Genomic DNA, 22,101 nt, shown 5'->3' with positions numbered 1-22,101 from the left:
TTCCTTGAGGAAGGAGTCTTCTTGGCTAAAATGATAAATTTCATTAATGATTTTGATACGTTTCCTTCAAAAAACTTACAGATTGTTTGATTAGCGCCTTTAGAACATTACTATCAATGTCTGCTATTTTATTAATATAAATACATGATTTTCCAGAGGTGTATTTTCCAAAGCTTTTTAATAGTTCCTCTCGCTTAGGATCACCAGCTGCAAAATATAAACTAATTTTAGCTTTTCTTGGGGAAAACCCTACTAATGGAGCATCTCCCTCATGACCAGATGCATACTTATAATGGTATGTTCCAAAGCCGATAATGCTTGGTCCCCACATTTTTGCTGAATAGCCTGTTGTTTCAGTAAATATATCTAATAATTGATATGCGTTTTCTCGTTTTTTAAGATTTTCAACACTTTCAATAAATTCAATTACACTATTGTTAGTTTCTTTTGTTTTAAGTTTGTACATATTAAAATCACTCCTTTTTAGATATAGTTTTCATAACATATATAATTATAATATAGAGCTCATCATACAAGTCTCTCAACTTTAATATACTAACTGCTTCCTTTTTTAACTTTCTGTCCATTATGGGGAATAAAGATAATTGAATCGCTTAAAATCCCCGTATTACTGAATTTTTTTATTAATATAAAATACGGTACGTGAAATTTATTTATCTCTACAGCTAAATAAAAAAATAAGCTTATTTTTTTATTTAGGATAGAAAATTATGATTTCAAATTTAATTTTCATGATAAAAAATAAAAGATGGCTTAATATCAACCATCTTTTATGGCCCAGTACCTAAAAAACCGCCATCTTTTCCTTTGATTCTACAGAATGAATAGCGCTTTTAGTAATGGCTAATTATATCATTTCCATTCACAATCAAAATATAGGAATGATTTCTTTAGCAATACACAGCAGACTTTGATTTAAGAAAATACAAATACTCTATTCCGGCATCAGTGATCTTTGTACCGGCCCGCCCTCTGCCTTTTACGACAAATCCTTCACTTTCTAAAATATCCAGGCGGCGGCGAATTTGCTGAGGGGATAAAACAAAGTCTGATTCTTTGCTTTTACTTGAAAGCAGATCTCTGCTTGCTGCTTTTCCTTTTTCGTTGCATTGCTTGATTACTTCCAAGATAAAAACATGCTCCTTCATTTCCAGTATACTTCCACATATGGAATATTCGGATGTCATGCGGCCCCCCTCTTGTCCCAGCATTGACGGAAGATCTCCTTTCGTCACGACATTTCCCTCACAAATCGTTAGCATATAATCAATTGTGCTTTTTAGTTCCCGTATATTCCCAGGCCATTCATATTGCATGAAATACTCCAGCACATCTTGTTCTATCTTTACCCATTTTCCGCTCTTTGTGATGAAATGCTTAATCAAAATTGGTATATCCGCCCTTCTCTCAATGAGTGGTGGAATACAGAGATTAAGTACATTCAGTCGGTAAAATAAATCGGCTTTGAATGAACCGGCACGTATCTTTCCTTGAAGATCTTTATTTGTTGCGGTAATCACTCGAACATTAACAGGTATAATTCTTACACCGCCGATTCTTCGGATTTCTCCCTCCTGCAGAACGCGCAGCAGATGTGATTGAACTGTAAGACTTATATCGCCGATTTCATCCAAAAAGATAGTTCCGTTATCCGCTAATTCAAACAGACCTTTCTTGCCCCCCTTTTGTGCTCCTGTAAATGTCCCTTCTTCGTAACCGAACAATTCACTTTCAAGCAGGTTCTCTGTTAATGCGCTACAGTTTACAGCCAGAAACGGTCCGTTTTTTCGCAATGAATGCTCATGAATAGCATGGGCAAACAGTTCTTTTCCTGTTCCTGTATCACCCTGAATTAAAATCGGATGTTCTGATAAGGCAAGTTTCTTGGCGATTCGCTTACGCTCTTTCATTACAATATGTTCGCCGATAATATCCTGAAATCCGTATTTTGTATGAAATCCTTTATTACGCATTTCTCTTTGCGCTGTTTTTTCAATTTCAAAGGCTTGATGTACACTCTTAAAAGTTGCGACAATTGTATTTTCTTGCACCATTTGCAATCGAAAAATTACGACATCCACGCCATCTATGTTGAAGAACTTGCTTTCATCCTTTCCATTCATGATGAAATCGGTAATATCCCGACGACTCATCACATGTTCTATATACTCATTAACCACATCTTGTGCCACAATATGAAACAATGCCGTAAGACGTTCATTGATTACCGTAATCCGTCCTTCCTGGTTAACGACCAATATTCCATCATCGACAGTTCCCAACACATTTTGGATATGCTCGCTCATCTGCTTAGCATCCCGCTCTGCATGTAATAGCTTACGTTGTAATTCAATGATATTGCTAATATACCTTTCTGAAACCTTCGAGGATATATCCTTGTTCAAACCGCAACATTCTACAACCTCCAGGATTGTTGTCATATCAAAAAGACGTACACCTATATCAATTACTTCTTTTATGTAAGAAGGGCACAGATGTGTTTCTCCTGGCGAAACAGCAATTCGAACATCATCATAAAACAATACCCCCTTCCGAAAAGGGATAAATTGAATATGATTTATACCAAGTTGATATAAGGATTCAATAAGATTTATTGTTGCATCATCATTATCATTCACCACTAGAACTGATGAATCTTCAGGTATTCTTAAAAGTTTATCAATGTATTCATGATGAACTGTTCTCTTTCCCACAATTATTTTCTCAGCATTCACGCTATACATACCTTTTGTTTGATCATAAACAGAAGCTGATGAATACAAAATAATTGTATCTTCAAGAGACTGCGGTATTCCCTCATCCGCAGCATAGCTTTTAATATGAACATAGTCTCCAAGCAATTGTTCCAGTTGCTCCTGTAAGGCTTGCTTTGTTTTTGAGCTTCCAGCTATGAGTGTAAGTGAAAATTTTGACATTAAAACACCTGCCTACGTTTAAATTGGTTCTATTATATCGCCAAAAAAGAACAATAAAAACCAAAAACTCGAATCTTACCATAAAGATCCCCTTAAAAATCAATCTATTAATACTGGCACAGATATTGCATATATAAATCGATGAAGTGTCCGAGGTTATGAAAAGGAGGTAAACAGCAGAATACGCGAAAAAGAACATAGTCTATTGGCGGCACTTTGGTAAGCATTCTATTTCAACCCATTTATTTTAAATACAAAGGAGGAACACATATGAGCCAACTACACGAACAGACTGTTTCGCTTGGAAAAAAAGAGAAAAAAATTAATGTTTTTGTATTGCTGTTCGGCATTCTCGTAATAGCGACCCTATTAACTTATTTTTTGCCGACCGGAGAATATGCACGGATTGAAGTAAATGACCGGACAACTGTAGACCCAAATTCTTTTAAATCGATAGCATCAACTCCGGTCGGATTTTTCGATATGATAAAAGCTGTTCATACGGGAATGGTAGAAGCCGGCAATATTATATTTTTCTTGTTGATTATCGGAGGTTTTTTTGGTGTCTTACGAGCAACAGGTACGGTTGATATGCTTATCGCTTCATTGGCTAGGAAGTTGGCGACGCGTGAAAAACTATTGATTCCTGCCGTGACGCTGTTTTTCGCTGTAGGTGGTTCTTTAATGGGGATGGCGGAAGAAACTCTGGCTTACCTTCCACTTATCATTCCTCTGGCGCTGGCTCTGGGATTTGATGCAATTACAGGAACTGCTATCGTCATAGTAGGAGCATTATCAGGGTTTACAACTGCCATCATGAATCCTTTCACAGTAGGACTTGCCCAAGGAATCGCAGAATTACCGATGTTCTCAGGCATAGTGTTTCGTCTTATTTTATTTGTTATCGTCTACCTTGTTTCAGTTCTTTATATCTATCGTTACGCAATGAAAGTAAAGAAAAATCCTTCTATAGGAATCTACGGAAAGTATACAAAAGAAGACGCGAAAAAGTTACTGCAATCAAGTGGGAAGTTAACAACAAGACATAAGTTCATCTTAGGAGCTTTTGTAATTAATTATATCGTTTTGGCGTTTGGTGTAATCAAATTCCAATGGTATATTACAGAAATCACATCTTTATTCCTTTTATTGACAATAATAATTGGAATCATCGGCAAACTATCTGCAGATCAGATTGTTAACTCCTTTATAAACGGCTCTGCATCCTTGCTCGGCGGTGCTTTGATTATTGGTGTATCGCGCGCCATTCTTGTTGTATTGAATGAGGGACATATCGTTGACCCTATGCTGCATCAATTATCTGTATCAATCAAGCATATTCCGGACTATTTAAGCGTTGTTGGCATGTACAATTTCCAAGCTCTTATTCATTTTGTTCTAGCATCTGGCACTGGCCATGCGATGCTGACAATGCCGATTATGGTGCCACTTGCAGACTTATTGGGTATTACACGCCAAACTGCAGTGTTATCTTTCTCTTTTGCTGATGGAATCGGAAATATGATTTTTCCGACCGCTACGACCTTAATGGCAGGCTTGGCGATTGCAGGAATTTCTTGGACAAAGTGGGCAAAGTGGATTCTGCCACTTGTGTTCATTCACTATCTCATCGGATTAGTAGCTGTTATCATAGCTCACTTCATAGGATATGGTCCATTCTGATTTGAACTACCCCCACTTTCACTTCGTTTAGAAGAGGGGGGATTCCTAAGTAAAGAGTTCTATCGAACTCTAATTTATTAGGCTAGCTCCACAGTCCTTGCGGTTAGAAGCCTTATCGCTTCATTCTTTAGATTGATACTTGCGTTAATATCCCTATCATGGTGTGTAAGGCAAGAAGGGCAGTCCCATTTACGTAGGTTTAGATTTTTAACGTCTTTGTTTTGATATCCACAACAAGAACATAATTGGCTTGAAGCAAATGTTTTCGATACGACAATGATTTGTTTGCCGTACCATTTTGCCTTATATTCCAACATAGTTCGAAACTGAGACCATGATACCTCACTAATTGCTTTTGCTAACTTATGATTCTTTAACATATTCGATACTTGCAAATCCTCTATACCGATAACATCGTGATTTTTGATGATTTCAGTCGAGATTTTGTCCAAGTAATCTTTTCTAGCATTCGTCATGTATTCATGAATTCTAGCTACTTTTACTCGTTGTTTATTCCAGCGAGAAGATCCTTTCATTCTTCTAGAAAGAACACGCTGTGCTTTTGCCAACTTCTCTTCTAATGATCGAAAAAACTTCGGATTTTTATAGGTAGTTCCATCTGACAAAATGGCGAAATCTTTTAGTCCCACATCCATTCCAATGTAAGAGTTTGTTTTCGGAAGTTCTTGCACTTCTGTTTCAACTAACAATGACACAAAGTATCTGCCAGAAGGGTTCCGTCTAACTGTAGCATTTAAAATACGTCCAATTACTTCACGACTTTTGTTAAATCGAACAAGACCTAGTTTTGGCAATTTCATTTTGTTTCCTACAACGGCAATGTTTTCATTTGTTTGTTTTGTGGTATAAGATTGTACGTTATTCTTCTTAGATTTGAAACGTGGGGCACTGTTTTGTTTTTTGAAAAAGCGTGTATAAGCATCCGCAAGGTTGCGAACAGACGACTGAATCGCAATACTGTCCACTTCTTTTAGCCAAACAAACTCTTTCTTCATGGCAGGAATTTTGGCAGAACATGTACCATATGTCAAACCTTTTCCTGTTTCTTTGTATGCATTATCCCATAGAGATAGGAAATGATTGAATACAAAACGAGAACAGCCAATTGTTTTATTGATTAGGCTCGCTTGTGTTTTATTTGGATAGATACGAAATTTATATGCTTTATTGATCATCATTCGTTTCACCCCCATTTCGATATGTGTCTATTATACAACAAACGTACATTCGATAGGTAGTGAAGTAACAGTTTATGTATGTCGAACAATTAAGATGGCTTCCTACCATCCCTTGTCCGAAGCCAATTTATCTCCCACCTACTCACTTCGCGTTCCTTGAGGAAGGAGTTTTCTTGGCTAAAATGATAAAACGAAAAGTATTGACAGGAGGAAAAAAGAATTGATTACCTTAATAAAAAATGGAGAAGTATACGCACCCAACTGCCTAGGACGGAAAGACATATTAATTGCAGATGATAAAATCGCATTCATAGATGATAGAATCGCAATTCCTAACAACTTTGCTCCTATTCTAGTCATTGACGCGGCAAATCTTTTGGTTGTTCCAGGATTTATCGATTCACACGTTCATATTATTGGTGGAGGCGGAGAAGGCGGATTCAAAACCCGCACACCTGAGCTGATGCTCACTGATATTACAACTGCAGGTATTACAACACTAGTCGGTTTACTCGGTACTGACGGGACAACACGTAAAATGGAAAGTCTACTTGCCAAGGCGCGGGCACTTGAAGAAGAGGGAGTTTCTTGTTTCATTCACACAGGCTCCTATCAAGTGCCAGTAAAAACGCTGACGGGAAAAATCGAAGATGATATTATTTTAATTGACAAAATTATCGGTGTTGGAGAGATTGCTATCTCCGACCATAGATCATCAGAACCTACATTTGAGGAGATAGTTAAAGTCGCCACTGCCGCACGCAATGGCGGCATTCTGTCAGGAAAATCTGGCATATTAGAAGTTCATGTAGGGGACGGAGAGGGAAAACTTTCATTGTTGCATGAAATTGCAGATAAAACCAACATTCCGATTCGGCACTTCCATCCAACACATATAAACCGAAACGAAGAATTATTCAGAGCGGGTATTGATTACGCAAAACGAGGCGGTTACGTAGACTTTACCACAAGTACTACTCCTCAATTTTTGGAGGACGGAGAAGTGAAATGCAGTGAGGCATTACGTATTATGCTTGAAGATGGGGTCCCGGTCGGACATATTACCTTCTCCTCAGATGGACAGGCCAGCCTCCCCTTCTTTGACAACAACGGGGAGTATGCAGGCCTTCAAGTCGGAAAAGTATCTTCGCTATTTCACGAAGTACGAGAATCTGTTTTAGTGGAAGGTATTCCGTTAGAAACGGCACTGGAAGTCATTACTACGAATCCCGCACAATTACTGAAGCTTTCAAGTAAGGGCTGTATCCAAATCGGGAAGGATGCTGACATCGTATTGTTGGAAAAAGAAACGTTGGACATTCACAGCGTCATTGCAAAAGGCAAGTTTATGGTAGAAAATAAAGTTCCGATAGTGAAGGGAACATTTGAATAAGAAAGATAAGAAGCTTCTAGTAATTGTTACAATTCATAATTTACTGAAAAGGCGGAGTCTGTTTGATGTCTTCGCCTTTGTTTATATAGAGCATGAACGGTTTCGATTCCTTTTATCGTACGTGAAGCATAACGAATACTTTGAAATCCTGCGAATTTGGAAAAAGCACTGCTAAAATCTTCAGCAATGTTTTTCCATTAGACGTACTACGATAATGAACGTCTAATTTCTTCTATTCATAGGTTCTATAGGTTCATATATATTTACTTTAATTTCAAGATACGTTCTATTTCCTCCACACTTAATTTACTTGCTTTTGCAATAGTTTCAAGCGGTACACCAATTTCATGCATCCCCCGAATCATTTGCATTTTACCTTGCTCAATGCCTTTTTCCATACCCTCTTGTTCTGCATGCGCTAGCTTAGCTTGTTCATCTAGAAGTACTTTCTCACGAGCTTCATAAGCTGTTCGGAAAGAAGAATCATGGCTCATATTTTCCCATTTATTAATTGCTTTTTGTAATATTGGATCTTGATTCATCGCAATCTCCTCCAATGTTTGAGTTAAATGTTCATCTTCATGGGCTGGCAACAATAACATCCAACGGACAAATGTATTTTCCCACGGGTTTACTTTTTCTTCACGCCATTGTTTCACTAATTTTGGAATCTCTACAAAATGGATTTCAATGTCGTCACTTAATAGTTGCTGCATTTTTGTATTCCATAATTGTCCGATGGTATGAAATGCATCATCCTGAGAAAATAAAATAAAGTCTAGTAAGTTAATGGTAATTGTTTTCCGAAGTGAACGATATGGCATCCCTTCTTGCATTTGGGATGTAAAAAGTTTACTCCAATAGTATAAAGATCGCTTCACCATATCATGTGTATTTCGAAGCTGAATTTCTATATTTACTTGCGTCCCATTATCTAGTGTTGCTAATAGGTCTAAAATCGATAACTTATCATCTTCATAGGATTTATGGAGATGTGGATCTTCTAGTTGTAGCGATGTAATAGGTGCATCTAAAGATTCCTCTAGAATTGCATTTAAGAAACCAGTTAAAATTTCCTCATTTCCTTTCGTCCCAAATAACTGTTTAAAAGCAAAATCAATGCGTAAATTTACTAATTTGGTGGACATGGATCTCCTCTCCCTGTCTATATCATCTCTTATTCTTATTGTACATAAAAAAAGGTAGCACATGCAAACAGGCTCTTATGCTATCTCACATAAAAATCTGCCTAAATCCTTAAATTTTTTACACCAGAACCAAAAATGGAATAATGCCTGGAATATCGATTTTCTCAACTGAAAATGCATCAGACCTTTTTATAAATTATTGAGCTTTATTTGGTTCTGGTGCAAAAATAAAATAAAAGAGAATAAAGCGCATATATTCCTAACGGAATTGTATCTTATGCTACCAGTCCAAACAATTGATGGATGAATTTTTTCTGATTTTGGACAGACTGGTCCCGTAAATCAATCTGTTCTTTTTTAATCATATGCATAGCTTCTACTCCAGAAAGAATGGATGTAGCTGTGTCAAAACATTTGAACCCTAGCATAGAACGGATTCGCTTCTTTATAAAGCGATGATCTTGTTCTACTATGTTATTCAAGTATTTTTGTTGTCTAAGTTGCATACCATCAGGTATGCTTTTCTTTTTTTTCAACTGTTCAATTGCTATAGGATAAGCTGGATTCTTATCGACTGTCATAACACGAGGCTGCGAAACATGAAAAGACCGCAAAGCTTTCTTGAAAAAGCGCTTTGCAGTCTTCTGGTCTCTTGTTTTGCCTAGGCAAAAATCGATTGTGTTTCCTTTCGAATCAACAGCACGATACAGGTACATCCATTGACCTTTTACTTTGATATATGTTTCATCGACTCTCCAAGAGTCATTTGTTTGTTTGAGGTGACGTCGGATTCGTTTGTCCAATTCAGGACCATACTGGTGTACCCAACGCATAATCGTTGTATGAGAAATGGATAAACCCCGTTCTTCTAGCATTTCCACCAAATCACGAAAACTGAGGTTGTACCGTAGGTACCATCTTACCGTTAACAAAATAATATCAGGCTGATAATGCCTCCATTTGAATACATTTTCCTTTTCCATACCAATCACGCACCCTTTCTAAAGTAATAGTAACAGTATGTCCAAGATTTATAGATTCATTGCAATTGTCCTTAAGTTTTTGCACCAGAACCCTTTAAAAAGATATTGGTACAAACGAATATGTGGGACAAGTTGTAGATATGAATGGATATAGTGATAATCGAGAGGTTATCATACAAGTTATTAATTATGGAGATATCATTCTAGAAGAAGTTTTACCCTATCTTTTTAATATACTTTATTACCATTTCATAACTTACTTTAAATTTACTTTGCTCATTTACTGCATTTTAACAATCATCATCACACATGACTTAATATATTATTGAAAAGAAAAAAGCTCTGCACTATGCAGGCTTTCTTTATGATTTCACTGTTAAATTATTCATAAAACTTTCTATAGAATTCGCCTGGAATATACGAAAATAAGGAGATTGAACGTCGTAATGTTTGTCAGTAATGATAAGGATTGAAGGAAAGAATTTAGAAGCTTTCGGTTGCCAATATTCATTATGCCATTCTTGGCTATGGAAGTAAAACTCATATCTATTTATCTTATCTTGCATTAGCTTTTTACTGTACACTGACTTTTGAACTTCAATAAAGAATGGCGATCTACGCCATATTGTAAAAGCATCCGGCTCCATATATTCTTTCCCATACTTTGGTTCAACTTCGAATAGTTTAGGATTTTCATAATGAACGAGTTGTTTGTATACGTCCACAATACCAAGGAAATGAGGAATTTTTTGACTTGTCTTTCTGATAGAACTTGGCTGCGGAAAATAAATGTATGGGTGCTGCAATACGTTAGCATCAACATAGCCGTCTCTTCTTAATCGTTTCATAACCGTATTACAACAAGTTACCGCATTCTTTAAGCCTTGAAAATGCAAGTCAATAATATCGTCACGGGACATGCATCTAAATCGATTCAAATCATTCAAAATTCCTTTATCTCTACTCTTCATCATCTAACACCCCAAATAACGGAATTTCTTCTTGCGATGAATTCTGGAGTATTTTCTCCTCTTTAGACATGCGATATGTTTCAACAATTTGTTTCGCCTTACTTAATTCCAAATAAGGAGCTTGCACTTTCTTTAATCCATTTCGTTTTAAAATCATTTGGCCTGATTGCTCTAAATGCTCTGAACCAGGAGTACCCATGATATTACTATTAATTGCACTATCACATTTAAAGCCGATTCTTACGGTCATATTGAGCTTTAACTTACCATCTAACACTTTCGCATCTGGCCTCTGCATACTAAGCATAAGAAACACCCCAAGTGATCGGCCGACTGCTGAAATCTTTTCAATTGTAGTCATACACTCTTTTTCATCTTTTAGCATGGCCACTTCATCGATAGCAAGTAGAATATATGATTTTTGATGATTAGGATTTAATTTGTTGTACGCATCAATATGATCAACTTCATATTCTTCCATAAGTTTTCTTCGTTCTCTGATTTCCTTCCATAACTTTTGAAGCATTATTTTCATTTCAATTTCTTCCATACAAACTTCTTTCACATGCTTCACTCTACGCAAAAAATGAAATTCAGAGTTTTTTAAGTCACCAAGGTACAAATGCAACTTTTCAGGAGACATATATTGAATAAGTGTGGATAATACAACACGTACCATACTACTTTTCCCGCTTCCCGTTTCTCCTGCTATTAATAAGTGTGGTGTATTGGAATCAACCATATCGTACGTAATCGTTTTTCCGAATTGGTCCCGGCCAACCACAACAGGAAGACGGTATTCTTTTAATAATGGCTGCCATTCTTTATAACAGTAATTGTATGGTTTTAGTCCAGCATCTGAACGGAATACATGTAGTACAAACTTTTTCACATCCCCTTCAATCGTAATATTCCGTCCTAATATTTGCTGAAAACAAAACCACTTCTTTTCAATCTTCTGTGGATCTAATCCGTTTGGTATGGTAAAAACATACCTCACGCTTTCTGCTGAAGAAGAAACATTATGTAACTTTGGATAAATAGGCACTTTTCCCCCACGCGTTTGATGTTCCGTATATAAACCTGCTTTTCCGAACACCTCCATAAGCTGATTCCTTAACCTTTGCGTACGAAGCCACTCCTTTATAATCCCCATTACTCCCTTCCCTCCTTAAAACATGATTACGATACGAACAAATACATATCCAATCAAGCAAACTCCACCAATTCGCGTTCCGTGATAAATACCTTCACTTACAAATTTAGCTGCTGATATATAGTCATGTCGCACCAAGTATTTTTCTAACATGACTGCTCCGATTAAAATCGTTCCCATAACTCCTAATGCAATGTAAGTATGTAATACCTGATCCGACATATGAAGGAATGCGAAAGGACTTAATGAATTGTATTTACGGATTTTCTGTTCTTTATCTTTGTATGACCGATCCATAAACTCGCGAAAAGGAATTGTTTCTTTCCTAGCACGCATTTAAATGCCCCCTTTATAAACAGAATTTAGAATATAGATATTACATAGCTTCATCTACTTAATACCGTGGTAGTTTTACATTGGTAGAAATCTTGATAAATACTGTGGTAATCATTCGCAACTTACTTTGGTAACCTCGTATTCTTCTACCTTAATAAATACCGTGGTAGCTGCTTTGATACATCATATTGTGTACAGCTTGTACATTATGTAAAAAACTTTTGCCGTCTATGCGAATAGTTTTTTACATTTATGTCCACAATGTTGAAAATAGGTTCAGGAGGGATTTAAGTGTTTTGGAAATTCGGAGGGAAAAACCGAACGAAATTAGGTGATTTTTTAGATCGGAATGGCTTCACCCAAAATGATTTAGAAAAGACCGCGAAATTAAGTCGTCCTACAGTTTCAAAGGCGTGCAATGATAAAGAATACATACCTAGTCCAACTGTAATGAAAAAGATTTTAAAAGCTATTAGGCAAATAAAACCCAATGTTAAATCCACCGACTTTTGGGATATGTAAAAACTGGCTAACTAGAGTCAGTTTTATTTTTTTACAAAAATCACTTCATAAAAGAACATATATTCGTGTATAATAAGAACAGACGTTCTTATTAAAGGAGGCATAACGGTGTATGATTACTCAATTTTGCCAAATCGAATTGTTTTATGTGTAGATCTTCGTAGCTTTTATGCAAGCGTGTCCTGTATCAAGATGGGATTAGACCCACTACATACCAAATTAGCTGTAGTAGGAGACGTAAACAGGAGTGGCTCCATTGTTTTAGCTGCAACACCACCACTAAAGGCATTAGGTGTTAAGAAAATGGCAAGGTTGTACGAAATACCACGACACAAAGACATTCTTGTGGTAAACCCAATCATGGGCACTTATATAAAATGCTCAAATTACATAACAAAATTAGCTTTACAATACGTTCCGATTGAGGATTTCCACCAATACAGCATCGATGAATTCTTTATGGATATTACAAATAGCATCCATCTGTTTGCGAATGAGCCATATGAATTCGCGTTGAAATTCAAACGTGAAATATATGAGAAAACAAGAATTGAATGCACGATTGGGATTGGGCCTAATCCTTTAATGAGTAAGATTGCTTTAGATGTGGAAGCGAAGAAGACAAAAGACTGCATCGCATATTGGAAGTACGAAGATGTACCCATAAAATTATGGCCGATACGACCACTTGGTAAATTTTGGGGGATTTCGCATAAAACTGAAGAAATGTTAAATCGAAAGGGCATACGTTCAATTGGAGATTTGGCCATTTATCCTCTTAAATATTTAAAACAAAGCTTCGGCGTGATTGGAGAGGAATTACACTTACATAGCAATGGGATTGATTTTAGTCGTATTTCAGAAAAATATGTTCCAGCTACAACTTCTGTTGGGAAAAGCCAAATTCTAATGCGTGATTATACAATAGAAGAATTTCCAATTATCCTACTGGAACATACTGAAGAAGTTTGTTATCGGCTTAGAAAACAAAACAAACTTGCTCAAACCGTTCATTTTTCTGTTGGTTATAGCAAGAGTTATACAGGTGGCTTTAGAAAAACACATACTTTAAGCCGCCCAACAAATTTAACAATGGATATTTATCATATCTGTACATACTTTTTACACCAGCAATATACTGGCGAACCCATTCGCAGCATAAACATTTCTCTAACGAATCTAATCCTGGAAGGGGAGGAACAAATTTCTCTTTTTGATAACATAACGCAGCGGGAACAAGAAATGAAGTTAACAAAAGTAATGGATGAAATACGCACAAAATTTGGGAAGAACAGTATTTTACGAGGGATTTCCTACACGCATAGCGCTACAGCTAGACACAGAAACACACTATTAGGGGGACACAACGCATGAGTGCGAGACGTTATCGACTAAGCAAAAACGTTGGTATTACAACGTTTTCAGCGACAAACGATGACTGTTCTTTAAAGAAATAAGCCAAGGCTACAAGAACAGGATAACTGTTCAGACAAGTGAGAGGAATGAAGGAGTAACGACCTGAAACTCTCCCAGTGAGATTCCCGACAGCATACGTTAGACATAGCGTGATGTTGGAAGCAGGGTAAAACATGCAATCATTATCCGAAGTACCCTATAGGATAACCGAAAGCCATTCGGAATAATAAACCAAATGGATCTGATAAAGTATTGTATGCTGTCAACCGACATGGTGAGAATGTGTAAACACTGACGAACTTGCGAATGTACGCCTCGATATTGTGACGGGTTAGAAATGACTCGGAGTCTGAAAATAAGACTTGTCTAATGGATTGGAATAATTCATGTTGTAACAATCCTAACGTTGTTATAGGCAACGGAGCTAGGCACGGGGTATAGCAAGCACCTAAACCGGAGGTCATATGACCTTTAAAACAATGATAGTCTGAACGGAACGTCGAAAGCTACTAACGTTGAGAGAAATCTCTATCGGCGGATATAGTTGAATGCGAAACGGATAACCGAGTGAAGTATTCTTAATAGTAGTGAGAGTAGTGGCACGACCCGAGAAGGTTCTGTAATGGAACTGGAGGAACAGCCACAAGCCTACATTGGAGGAACTGAATTTCCATCTAATCTTGCATGGATTCTGGTAAGACTCAAAAGGTCACCAAAAATCAATATAAGAGTAGGTGATAGACCATGAATGACAAATCTAAGCCCACGCTAAAGGATAAGAAACTTAGACACAATGAATACTACGGTATTCAAACTGTCCTAGACGACTTATACCAAAAAGCAACCAAAGGAAATTCTTTCAAGAAACTGATGCCTACTATCACATCAGACGAAAATATACTCCTCGCTTTTCGTAACATAAAAGGAAATAAAGGGAGTAAAACATCTGCCTGTGACAACATAAACATCAAGGATATTGAAAGAATGAATCAGAGCTATTTCTTGAATGAAGTTAAAAGACGCTTTCAAAACTACCAACCACAAAAGGTAAGACGAAAGGAAATTCCTAAGCCCAACGGAAAAACAAGACCTCTGGGAATACCAAGTATGTGGGATAGAATTATCCAACAATGTATTCTTCAAGTTTTGGAGCCTATTTGCGAAGCGCAATTTTGTAATAGAAGTTATGGATTCCGTCCGAACCGAAGTGCAGAACATGCCATAGCAGATAGTACTAAAAAGGTAAACCAACAAAACCTTACTTATGTGGTAGACGTGGATATTAAAGGATTTTTCGACGAAGTAAATCACGCCAAACTCATGCGTCAAATATGGACACTGGGTATACGGGACAAACAATTACTCGTCATTATCCGAAAAATATTGAAAGCACCAGTAAAAATGCCTGACGGTACAACAATGTTTCCGACGAAGGGAACTCCGCAAGGAGGTATCCTCAGCCCTCTGCTCGCCAATGTTAATCTTAATGAATTTGACTGGTGGGTTAGTAAACAATGGGAAACATTCAAAGCCCAAAAGGTAAAGCCTAGATACAAAGATGGAATCTGGAGTAACGACAACGTAACATACGTCCTATCCAAAACATCAAAAATGAAACCAATGTACATCGTAAGATACGCAGATGACTTCAAAATCTTCACAAACACACGAAGTAATGCAGAGAAAATATTCGAAGCATGCCGAATGTGGTTAGAAGAACGATTAAAACTGCCTATCTCAACCGAGAAATCCAAAGTTACCAATCTGAAAAAGCAAGAGAGTGAATTCTTAGGTTTCTCTCTCAAAGCTACAAAGAAAGGAAAACGGAAAAACGAGAACACACGATACATTGCAGAAACACATGTATCACTAAAGGCACTGGAAAAGACGAAGCAAGATTTAGCAAAACAAGTGAAAAAAATACAGAAAACCCCGAACTCTATTGAAGCAATCAAAGGAATTAATTTATACAACAGCATTGTCATTGGCAAGCATAACTATTACAGAATAGCAACGCATGTCAGCCTAGACCTCGATAAAATGGGTTTAGAACTCGACTGCATGATGTATAACCGTTTCCCTAAGGCAATAAGAAGAGGAAAAAGCAACACTAATGGATACACGAATATAGGAAAATATGAAGGAAAAGACAAAGGTATAAAACCCTATCTAAAGTCAAAAAGGATGAGGTATCTCATGAGACGTCCTATCCTACCAATCGCCTATATTCAACACAAAAGTCCGCTGATGAAAAAGCAAGCCATTAACAAGTACACCGTAGAAGGACGAGCCTTGATACACAAAAACTTGGCAGACATAACCGAAACAGAACTTAAATGGCTAAGAGAAAATCCAGTCATAAATGGGCAGACAACCGTTGAATACAATGACAATCGAATCTCTCTTTACGTAGCTCAAAAAGGTAAATGTAGTGTGACAGGCGAGAAACTTCTGCCCTGGGATATCCATTGTCACCATAAGCGATTATGGAGTGAAACAAAGGATGACAGCTACAAAAACCTTACCATCATCAAACCAAGTGTTCATAGACTAATACACGCAACCAAGACAAAAGTCATAAATCAACTACTCAATGAACTTAAACTCAATGAGGAACAGCTAGACAAACTTAACAAATTGCGAGAGCTAGTCAAAAACGAGGAAATCTGTATTGAATCACAAACTGAAGTGGGATTAAATTATGAACAACTAGCGTTGTTTGCTTAGAATTTATCATTATTAGATGGAAAGAACACTACAATATAGGTGGACCGCGGTATGCCGTGAAAGTGGCACGTACCGTGCGGATCGGGGGAAAAGTTAGAGATAACTTCAAAAACTTACCTATCGATATATAACGCCAATATGCCAAAAGGAAGAGGAATGGTCAAATGGACTCCATTTGCAGCAATGCCTGAACAGTTTGCTGGTATTCGTGAAATCATCAAGGAGAAAAACAAAGTAACTCGGCCGATCTTAACCGCTGAAGAAAAAGAACTGATTGAGAACATGTTGCTATGTTCCTTATTATCTGAAGAAGAAATACTAATTACATATTATGAAGATGGTTATTTACTCTCTAGCTATATGACTGTTGTTGGTATTGACCAGCAAAATAGTGCTGTCATATGTACCGATGCTTTTTATAATAAGATGACACTGCGATTTTCTAATATAATAGACGTAAAATAGAATCGATTTAAGTGATTAGGATTGAATAGTTATAAAGGAGTGTATAAAATGCAAGGGAATCAGATAAGAAAGAATACATTAAGAACAGTGATTGATAATAATATAAATAACTATCCCTATTTAAATATACCTATGATTATCAACGAAAAAGATGGAATGGTTTATGAAGTTCTAAACGCTGGTTTCCAAAATAATGATGCAGTAGCAATGATCACAACGGATGACTTCGCTACTACTAGGGTAAATACACCGATTGTATCAGTAAAAAACAATGATGGTAGTATTCAATTATACCGCTTACCTTTAGAACTTGAACATTGGGTGCTTTCTTGTATGCGTGCTGCTTCAACAGGGAAAAATCCATTCCCATGTAAAGTTGCTTTTGGAATCATTGACACTAAATTTCATGTGGAATTTAGATGAAATTTAACCGGTTCACTATACGTAAGGAACCGGTCACTCAAATTATTACTTTTTCATTGAATCCCTATCTAGATTAGTAAGGTTTGTTTTTTCTTTAAGTTCCATACATAATCCCCTGTTAATGTGATATTCAACTTTGTGCTGTAGTCAGTAATTCTCTTGTTTTCAAACTCCCATTCCCTTATATATATCCTAACTATATAAAAAGCCTCAAAAAACTTTGTTTTTTGAGGCTCGGATAATTGTTTAGTATAGACGTTTCAATACTTGTTTCATTTCTGAATTGATATTAATGCTTGAACGGATTTCTTTTGCTTTTTGTTCCGCTTCTTCTACGTTAGATGCATGCCCTAATTCTACTAATAATCCAGTTGCAACTGTACCTGTACGATTACGTCCACCGGAACAATGGAAAAATACTTTCTTATCTTGTTCAACAGCTTCTTTGACAGCTGCAATTGCAGTTTTTACTGACTCATCTTGTCCCTCTACACCTTCTACAATCGGACAAGCATGACGTGTAGTTTCTGCTGGAAATCCTTCTGGTTCTTCTCCATCGGCACGTAAATCAAATACCTCAGTGATTCCATGCTTTTTTACTGCTTCTTGTATCGCGTCCACTCCACCAATATATACTTTTCCTTTTACGAGTTCGTGATAGTTAGTCATGTTTGTTAATCTCCTTCAATTATTATTTAGCAACAATTCGATCCGCCACTTATTACAAGGCCTGCACCTTGTTGATCTTCTACATAGTCTAGTGTCAATGTATTTACAAGTTCAACAACCTTTGGATCCATAGCAACTTGAATACCGTTTACTGTTTCTGTGACATCATTTTCTTGTGCTTCTCCTAAATTAATACCGTAGCTAGGTCCACAGCATCCAGCACCATCAAATGTAAAACGCAGTGTTGAAACACCGTTTTCTTTCATTGCATTCTCAATAAACTCTTTTGCTTTATCTGTAATATTCATTTTCATTTCTCCCCTTCATAGTAACTAATTAAAAATGTTTTATTTTACTAAATCTTTAAGCTTCTCATACCCTACAATATCTTCCGATTGCCAAGGGATAATAACACAGTTCTTTCGTGATTCCCTTTGTACCGCTTGAATCCACTGTATTTCAGACTGCGCTCTTCCTCTTAACACTAAATCGCTTGTATGTGTTGCGTAAAAACTTTGATTGATAACCCACCATTTTGGAGTAATATCCGCACGTTTTAAGTCTTCTTGTAGACGGCTTGCTTCATGGACTGGTGTCGCTTCTGCAAGCGTTACAATTACAACACTTGTTTCTTCCGGATTACGCAAACGTGGTAATAAGTTCTTCACAGACTGTGGTACTTCACCGGAAGAACGTGCAATTTCCTTATGATACGTTTGTGCCGCATCCAACAACAATAACGTATGACCCGTTGGCGCTGTATCAATAACTACAATTTCATCATTTGCCCTTTCAACAATATCCGCTAAAGCACGGAAAACTGCGATTTCTTCTGTACAAGGAGAACGTAAATCTTCTTCTAAATACGCTAAACCTTCTTCATCAACCGTATCTTTTGCTTGCTCTATGACTTCCTTACGATAGTTTTCAACTTCTACTTTTGGATCAATTCGACTTATCGTAATATTCCCTTGTTCTCCATGCATGACATAATCAATATGTGCTGCGGGATCAGTTGTAGTTAAGTGTACATGGTGTCCTTTTTCAGCCAGACCGACTGCAATTGCAGAAGCTACCGTAGTCTTTCCGACACCACCTTTTCCCATTGTAAAAATTACTCGTTTTTCTGATTCTGAAAGATTAGTAATCAATGTCTGAAGTGAAGGAATAGAGACGGCATTTGCTTCTTCATTCGAAATCGAGAGATTTTCCATTGGTTGAACCAGTTTTCTCATATTCTCTATTCCAGTAACATTAAACGGTACTAATGGAATTTCAAAAGTAGGAAGATTCTTTAATTCTTCTGCCATGTTTTCTAACGCACTCGATTGTCTCTTAAACAGCGCATTTGAGACATCATCATTTTGTACATAGTCTTTCAAGATACCATTTACAAGTAGAAATTGATTACTAACACCAATTTCTTTTAATTCATGAGCTGCTCGTTCCGCTTCTTGCAATGGAGAACTATCTGGTCGTGTGACAAGCAATAACATTGTTTGGTTCGGATTGGATAGTGCCTGAACCGTTTGATTATATAACTCTTTTTTATCTCCAAGACCTGCTAATGGTCCCAAACAAGAAGCTCCATGAGTACTTTCTTCTAGGAAACCACTCCAAGCCGTAGGAAGTTGAAGAAGACGTAACGTATGACCTGTTGGCGCTGTATCAAAGATAATGTGATTGAATTTCGATGTTAATTCTTTATTTGTAAGTAACGTAGAGAATTCATCAAATGCAGCCATTTCTACTGTGCAAGCTCCAGATAATTGCTCTTCCATCGTTGCAATAACTGTATCAGGGAGCTTTCCACGGTATGGCCCAACAACACGTTCTTTATATTCATGGGCTGCTGTTTCAGGATCTAAGTTTGCTACTTGTAGATTTGGAACACTTGGAATTTCTTTAGGTTTATTCGTAAGTTCTATTTCGAACACATCTTGTAAATTAGAAGCTGGGTCAGTACTTATTAATAAAACTTGTTTCCCCATATCAGCTAACGTAATAGCTGTTGCACATGCAGTAGATGTTTTTCCTACTCCGCCTTTACCAGTAAAGAATAAAAATGGTGTGAATGCTATTGTGTTTGGGTTATATAAGTTTGTCATTGCCTTTCACTTCTTTCTCTATTTTTTCACGTTTAACTTTAAACGTACGACTGGCTTTTGACTCAACTCTTCTTCTGTTACATCTGTTAATTTTGTAAGTTCTTCATTTGTCAGGTGACTTTTTTCTTTTACTACTTTTCCATCCACCAATGTTACAGGCAACACATCTGGTCCTTTATCTGTTAATAGTTGACTAATAACAACATTATTGGCAAATGCATCTGGTTCACTCGCCAAATTATAACGAGTCACATCAATTCCTTTATTCTTCAAGTTGTTAACAGCAACTGAAATACGAATTAACTCTGGATCAACACTTGGACCGCAAACTCCAGTAGAACAACACATTGCAGGATCAAAAATTTCAATTTTTTTCATCTCTGATTTCTCCCCTTCTTTATAAAAAAGCCGAGAAAGAATTCTCGGCCTATTTTGTTTTCAATTATTCTCCTGTTTCAGCATACTTTTTAATGCGTGCGCCAATTTCATCACGAACTCTTTGAAATACAGACCACTCTTGACCAGCTGGATCATCAAATCCCCAGTGAACTCGTTTTACATGCGGTGGTGTTGTCGGACATACATCATTTGCGTGACCACAAAGTGTTACAACAAGATTAGCTTTGTCTAAAATGTCACGATCAATAATATCAGATGTTTGATCCGTGATATCAATGTCTACTTCATTCATTGCTTTAATCGCATTTGGATTTACTCCGTGCGCCTCAATACCAGCAGAAAGTACATTCCATTTGTCACCTAAATATTTTTTTCCCCAAGCTTCTGCCATTTGGCTACGACAAGAGTTTCCTGTGCATAAGAAGTAAATTGTTTTTTTGTTTTCCATGATAATTCCACCTTTTTATGAATAGTTATTTTGGTTGTGTTTGAAAGTATTTACGTTGGAACCAAAGCGCAACATTGACAAGTGCAATCATAACTGGTACCTCTACTAAAGGTCCGATAACTGCAGCAAACGCTGCACCAGACTGGATTCCAAATACACCTACAGCTACAGCAATCGCTAATTCAAAGTTGTTACTTCCAGCTGTAAATGCTAATGTTGTTGATACCCCATAACTTGCACCGATTTTTTTCCCCATAAAGAAAGAAATAAAGAACATCACTACAAAATAAATAAGTAATGGGATCGCAATACGCACAACATCAAATGGTACGCTAATAATAGCTTCACCTTGTAATGAGAACATCACAATAATTGTAAATAATAATGCGATTAATGTAATTGGGCTGATTTTGGGAATGAATACTTTTTCGTACCACTCTCGCCCTTTTGTTTTTACAAAAATAAAACGTGTTAACATTCCTGCGATGAACGGAATTCCTAAATAAATAAAGACTGATTTTGCAACCTCTGCCATTGTAATATCTACAACAGCTCCTTCAATTCCTAACCATTCTGGAATGACTGTTACAAACACATAAGCGTATACTGAGAAAAATAACATTTGGAATACAGAGTTAAAAGCAACTAATCCTGCCGCATACTCCGTATCACCTTTCGCTAAGTCATTCCATACGATAACCATCGCAATACAACGAGCTAAACCAATCATGATTAAGCCCACCATGTATTCTGGCTTATCCTGTAAAAATATAATTGCCAAGGCAAACATAAGGATAGGACCAATAATCCAGTTTTGTACAAGTGATAATACCAATACTTTTACATCTTTAAAAACGCGCCCCATCTCTTCATAACGAACTTTTGCTAATGGAGGATACATCATTAAAATTAACCCAATCGCAAGTGGTATAGAGGTTGTTCCTACTTGTAAACTATTCATTCCCTCTACAAATCCAGGGGATATATAGCCAACTCCAATTCCTACTGCCATTGCAAGAAAAATCCAAAGGGTTAGATATCGATCTAGGAAAGACAGACGTTTTTTCCCCGTGTTGCTCATCCTTCTCACTTCCCTTT

The 22,101-nt window shown here is 36.9% G+C and carries 21 protein-coding genes and 2 pseudogenes; 8 read left to right on the top strand and 15 right to left on the bottom strand.

Translation table 11 applies throughout. The features are described from left to right. Window positions 1-43 precede the first annotated feature (43 nt). A complete protein-coding gene (locus tag QUF93_RS00720; protein WP_289361076.1) occupies window positions 44-466 on the bottom strand; it encodes a DUF1801 domain-containing protein in 423 nt (140 codons plus the stop codon). 445 nt (window positions 467-911) lie between these two features. Beyond that, the gene (locus QUF93_RS00715; protein ID WP_289361075.1) at window positions 912-2,957 is read right to left on the bottom strand and encodes a sigma 54-interacting transcriptional regulator; all 2,046 of its coding nucleotides are present in this window, start codon (window positions 2,955-2,957) and stop codon (window positions 912-914) included. Window positions 2,958-3,227: 270 nt separating this feature from the next. Here QUF93_RS00715 and QUF93_RS00710 point away from each other — a divergent pair, with 270 nt between their 5' ends. Beyond that, window positions 3,228-4,640, top strand: a complete 1,413-nt coding sequence (locus QUF93_RS00710; protein ID WP_289361074.1) for a YfcC family protein — start codon at window positions 3,228-3,230, stop codon at window positions 4,638-4,640. Between the two features lie 77 nt (window positions 4,641-4,717). Here QUF93_RS00710 and tnpB read toward each other — a convergent pair whose 3' ends face one another. Then, the gene (gene tnpB, locus QUF93_RS00705) at window positions 4,718-5,839 is read right to left on the bottom strand and encodes an IS200/IS605 family element RNA-guided endonuclease TnpB (RefSeq protein WP_289361073.1); all 1,122 of its coding nucleotides are present in this window, start codon (window positions 5,837-5,839) and stop codon (window positions 4,718-4,720) included. A gap of 220 nt (window positions 5,840-6,059) precedes the next feature. On the opposite strand from tnpB, the gene iadA reads away from it, so the two are divergent. Then, complete coding sequence (gene iadA, locus QUF93_RS00700; RefSeq protein WP_289361072.1) at window positions 6,060-7,232, top strand: beta-aspartyl-peptidase; 1,173 nt, start codon at window positions 6,060-6,062, stop codon at window positions 7,230-7,232. 26 nt (window positions 7,233-7,258) lie between these two features. On the opposite strand, the pseudogene QUF93_RS00695 reads toward iadA, so the two are convergent. The 3 genes and pseudogenes from QUF93_RS00695 to QUF93_RS00685 all read right to left on the bottom strand — a co-directional run. Then, window positions 7,259-7,396, bottom strand: a pseudogene (locus QUF93_RS00695) (IS6 family transposase); the annotation flags it as partial. 99 nt (window positions 7,397-7,495) lie between these two features. Continuing rightward, on the bottom strand, window positions 7,496-8,380 hold the full coding sequence (locus tag QUF93_RS00690) for an Rpn family recombination-promoting nuclease/putative transposase (protein WP_199710455.1): 885 nt from the start codon (window positions 8,378-8,380) through the stop codon (window positions 7,496-7,498). A 275-nt stretch (window positions 8,381-8,655) separates the two neighbouring features. Beyond that, on the bottom strand, window positions 8,656-9,363 hold the full coding sequence (locus tag QUF93_RS00685) for an IS6 family transposase (protein ID WP_289361071.1): 708 nt from the start codon (window positions 9,361-9,363) through the stop codon (window positions 8,656-8,658). Between the two features lie 119 nt (window positions 9,364-9,482). Between QUF93_RS00685 and QUF93_RS00680 the strand changes: the two are divergent. Beyond that, window positions 9,483-9,605, top strand: a pseudogene (locus QUF93_RS00680) (vancomycin resistance histidine kinase VanS); the annotation flags it as partial. Between the two features lie 120 nt (window positions 9,606-9,725). On the opposite strand, the gene QUF93_RS00675 reads toward QUF93_RS00680, so the two are convergent. Genes QUF93_RS00675 through QUF93_RS00665 form a run of 3 tightly spaced genes read right to left on the bottom strand, consistent with a single transcriptional unit; the run spans window position 9,726 to window position 11,826 of the window. Continuing rightward, window positions 9,726-10,301, bottom strand: coding sequence for a replication-relaxation family protein (locus QUF93_RS00675; protein ID WP_289361225.1), 576 nt, complete (start codon window positions 10,299-10,301; stop codon window positions 9,726-9,728). 22 nt (window positions 10,302-10,323) lie between these two features. Beyond that, window positions 10,324-11,490: an FtsK/SpoIIIE domain-containing protein gene (locus QUF93_RS00670; protein WP_289361070.1), complete on the bottom strand. Its 1,167-nt coding sequence runs from the start codon at window positions 11,488-11,490 to the stop codon at window positions 10,324-10,326. 15 nt (window positions 11,491-11,505) lie between these two features. Further along, complete coding sequence (locus tag QUF93_RS00665; protein ID WP_001202663.1) at window positions 11,506-11,826, bottom strand: hypothetical protein; 321 nt, start codon at window positions 11,824-11,826, stop codon at window positions 11,506-11,508. Window positions 11,827-12,117: 291 nt separating this feature from the next. Between QUF93_RS00665 and QUF93_RS00660 the strand changes: the two genes are divergently transcribed. From QUF93_RS00660 to QUF93_RS00640, 5 genes are all read left to right on the top strand, one after another. After that, on the top strand, window positions 12,118-12,348 hold the full coding sequence (locus tag QUF93_RS00660) for a helix-turn-helix domain-containing protein (protein WP_289361069.1): 231 nt from the start codon (window positions 12,118-12,120) through the stop codon (window positions 12,346-12,348). A gap of 108 nt (window positions 12,349-12,456) precedes the next feature. Next, window positions 12,457-13,722 (top strand): Y-family DNA polymerase, encoded by a 1,266-nt coding sequence (locus QUF93_RS00655; protein WP_289361068.1) that lies wholly within the window; start codon window positions 12,457-12,459, stop codon window positions 13,720-13,722. 786 nt (window positions 13,723-14,508) lie between these two features. Further along, window positions 14,509-16,491, top strand: coding sequence for a group II intron reverse transcriptase/maturase (ltrA, locus tag QUF93_RS00650; protein ID WP_289375106.1), 1,983 nt, complete (start codon window positions 14,509-14,511; stop codon window positions 16,489-16,491). A gap of 123 nt (window positions 16,492-16,614) precedes the next feature. Beyond that, entirely contained in the window at window positions 16,615-16,956 is a 342-nt protein-coding gene (locus QUF93_RS00645; protein WP_289375173.1) for a YolD-like family protein, read from the top strand. A gap of 48 nt (window positions 16,957-17,004) precedes the next feature. Continuing rightward, window positions 17,005-17,379: a hypothetical protein gene (locus QUF93_RS00640; protein ID WP_289361066.1), complete on the top strand. Its 375-nt coding sequence runs from the start codon at window positions 17,005-17,007 to the stop codon at window positions 17,377-17,379. A 246-nt stretch (window positions 17,380-17,625) separates the two neighbouring features. Here QUF93_RS00640 and QUF93_RS00635 read toward each other — a convergent pair whose 3' ends face one another. From QUF93_RS00635 to arsB, 6 genes are all read right to left on the bottom strand, one after another. Continuing rightward, window positions 17,626-18,048 carry a protein-tyrosine phosphatase family protein gene (locus QUF93_RS00635; protein WP_289361065.1) on the bottom strand — a complete coding sequence of 141 codons (423 nt, stop codon included), beginning with the start codon at window positions 18,046-18,048 and terminating at the stop codon, window positions 17,626-17,628. Between the two features lie 26 nt (window positions 18,049-18,074). Further along, a complete protein-coding gene (locus QUF93_RS00630) occupies window positions 18,075-18,356 on the bottom strand; it encodes a HesB/IscA family protein (protein ID WP_088232983.1) in 282 nt (93 codons plus the stop codon). 39 nt (window positions 18,357-18,395) lie between these two features. Beyond that, window positions 18,396-20,156: an arsenical pump-driving ATPase gene (gene arsA / locus QUF93_RS00625; protein WP_289361064.1), complete on the bottom strand. Its 1,761-nt coding sequence runs from the start codon at window positions 20,154-20,156 to the stop codon at window positions 18,396-18,398. A gap of 18 nt (window positions 20,157-20,174) precedes the next feature. Continuing rightward, window positions 20,175-20,534 carry an arsenite efflux transporter metallochaperone ArsD gene (arsD, locus tag QUF93_RS00620; RefSeq protein ID WP_289361063.1) on the bottom strand — a complete coding sequence of 120 codons (360 nt, stop codon included), beginning with the start codon at window positions 20,532-20,534 and terminating at the stop codon, window positions 20,175-20,177. A 64-nt stretch (window positions 20,535-20,598) separates the two neighbouring features. Continuing rightward, window positions 20,599-21,003 carry an arsenate reductase (thioredoxin) gene (arsC, locus tag QUF93_RS00615; RefSeq protein ID WP_289361062.1) on the bottom strand — a complete coding sequence of 135 codons (405 nt, stop codon included), beginning with the start codon at window positions 21,001-21,003 and terminating at the stop codon, window positions 20,599-20,601. A gap of 25 nt (window positions 21,004-21,028) precedes the next feature. After that, complete coding sequence (gene arsB / locus QUF93_RS00610) at window positions 21,029-22,084, bottom strand: ACR3 family arsenite efflux transporter (RefSeq protein ID WP_289361061.1); 1,056 nt, start codon at window positions 22,082-22,084, stop codon at window positions 21,029-21,031. Window positions 22,085-22,101 lie beyond the last annotated feature (17 nt).

Origin of the sequence: Bacillus hominis (genome assembly GCF_030348325.1) — a bacterium.
In the GTDB taxonomy this organism is placed as follows: domain Bacteria; phylum Bacillota; class Bacilli; order Bacillales; family Bacillaceae_G; genus Bacillus_A; species Bacillus_A hominis.
This window is presented reverse-complemented; position numbering and strand designations above follow the sequence as displayed.

Bases quoted from the DNA above. Each gene is read 5' to 3' on its own strand.
- QUF93_RS00720 (WP_289361076.1), bottom strand. From the start codon at position 466: ATGTACAAACTTAAAACAAAAGAAACTAACAATAGTGTAATTGAATTT.
- QUF93_RS00715 (WP_289361075.1), bottom strand. From the start codon at position 2,957: ATGTCAAAATTTTCACTTACACTCATAGCTGGAAGCTCAAAAACAAAG.
- QUF93_RS00710 (WP_289361074.1), top strand. From the start codon at position 3,228: ATGAGCCAACTACACGAACAGACTGTTTCGCTTGGAAAAAAAGAGAAA.
- tnpB (WP_289361073.1), bottom strand. From the start codon at position 5,839: ATGATGATCAATAAAGCATATAAATTTCGTATCTATCCAAATAAAACA.
- QUF93_RS00690 (WP_199710455.1), bottom strand. From the start codon at position 8,380: ATGTCCACCAAATTAGTAAATTTACGCATTGATTTTGCTTTTAAACAG.
- QUF93_RS00685 (WP_289361071.1), bottom strand. From the start codon at position 9,363: ATGGAAAAGGAAAATGTATTCAAATGGAGGCATTATCAGCCTGATATT.
- QUF93_RS00670 (WP_289361070.1), bottom strand. From the start codon at position 11,490: ATGGGGATTATAAAGGAGTGGCTTCGTACGCAAAGGTTAAGGAATCAG.
- QUF93_RS00665 (WP_001202663.1), bottom strand. From the start codon at position 11,826: ATGCGTGCTAGGAAAGAAACAATTCCTTTTCGCGAGTTTATGGATCGG.
- ltrA (WP_289375106.1), top strand. From the start codon at position 14,509: ATGAATGACAAATCTAAGCCCACGCTAAAGGATAAGAAACTTAGACAC.
- QUF93_RS00640 (WP_289361066.1), top strand. From the start codon at position 17,005: ATGCAAGGGAATCAGATAAGAAAGAATACATTAAGAACAGTGATTGAT.
- QUF93_RS00635 (WP_289361065.1), bottom strand. From the start codon at position 18,048: ATGACTAACTATCACGAACTCGTAAAAGGAAAAGTATATATTGGTGGA.
- QUF93_RS00630 (WP_088232983.1), bottom strand. From the start codon at position 18,356: ATGAATATTACAGATAAAGCAAAAGAGTTTATTGAGAATGCAATGAAA.
- arsA (WP_289361064.1), bottom strand. From the start codon at position 20,156: ATGACAAACTTATATAACCCAAACACAATAGCATTCACACCATTTTTA.
- arsD (WP_289361063.1), bottom strand. From the start codon at position 20,534: ATGAAAAAAATTGAAATTTTTGATCCTGCAATGTGTTGTTCTACTGGA.
- arsC (WP_289361062.1), bottom strand. From the start codon at position 21,003: ATGGAAAACAAAAAAACAATTTACTTCTTATGCACAGGAAACTCTTGT.
- arsB (WP_289361061.1), bottom strand. From the start codon at position 22,084: ATGAGCAACACGGGGAAAAAACGTCTGTCTTTCCTAGATCGATATCTA.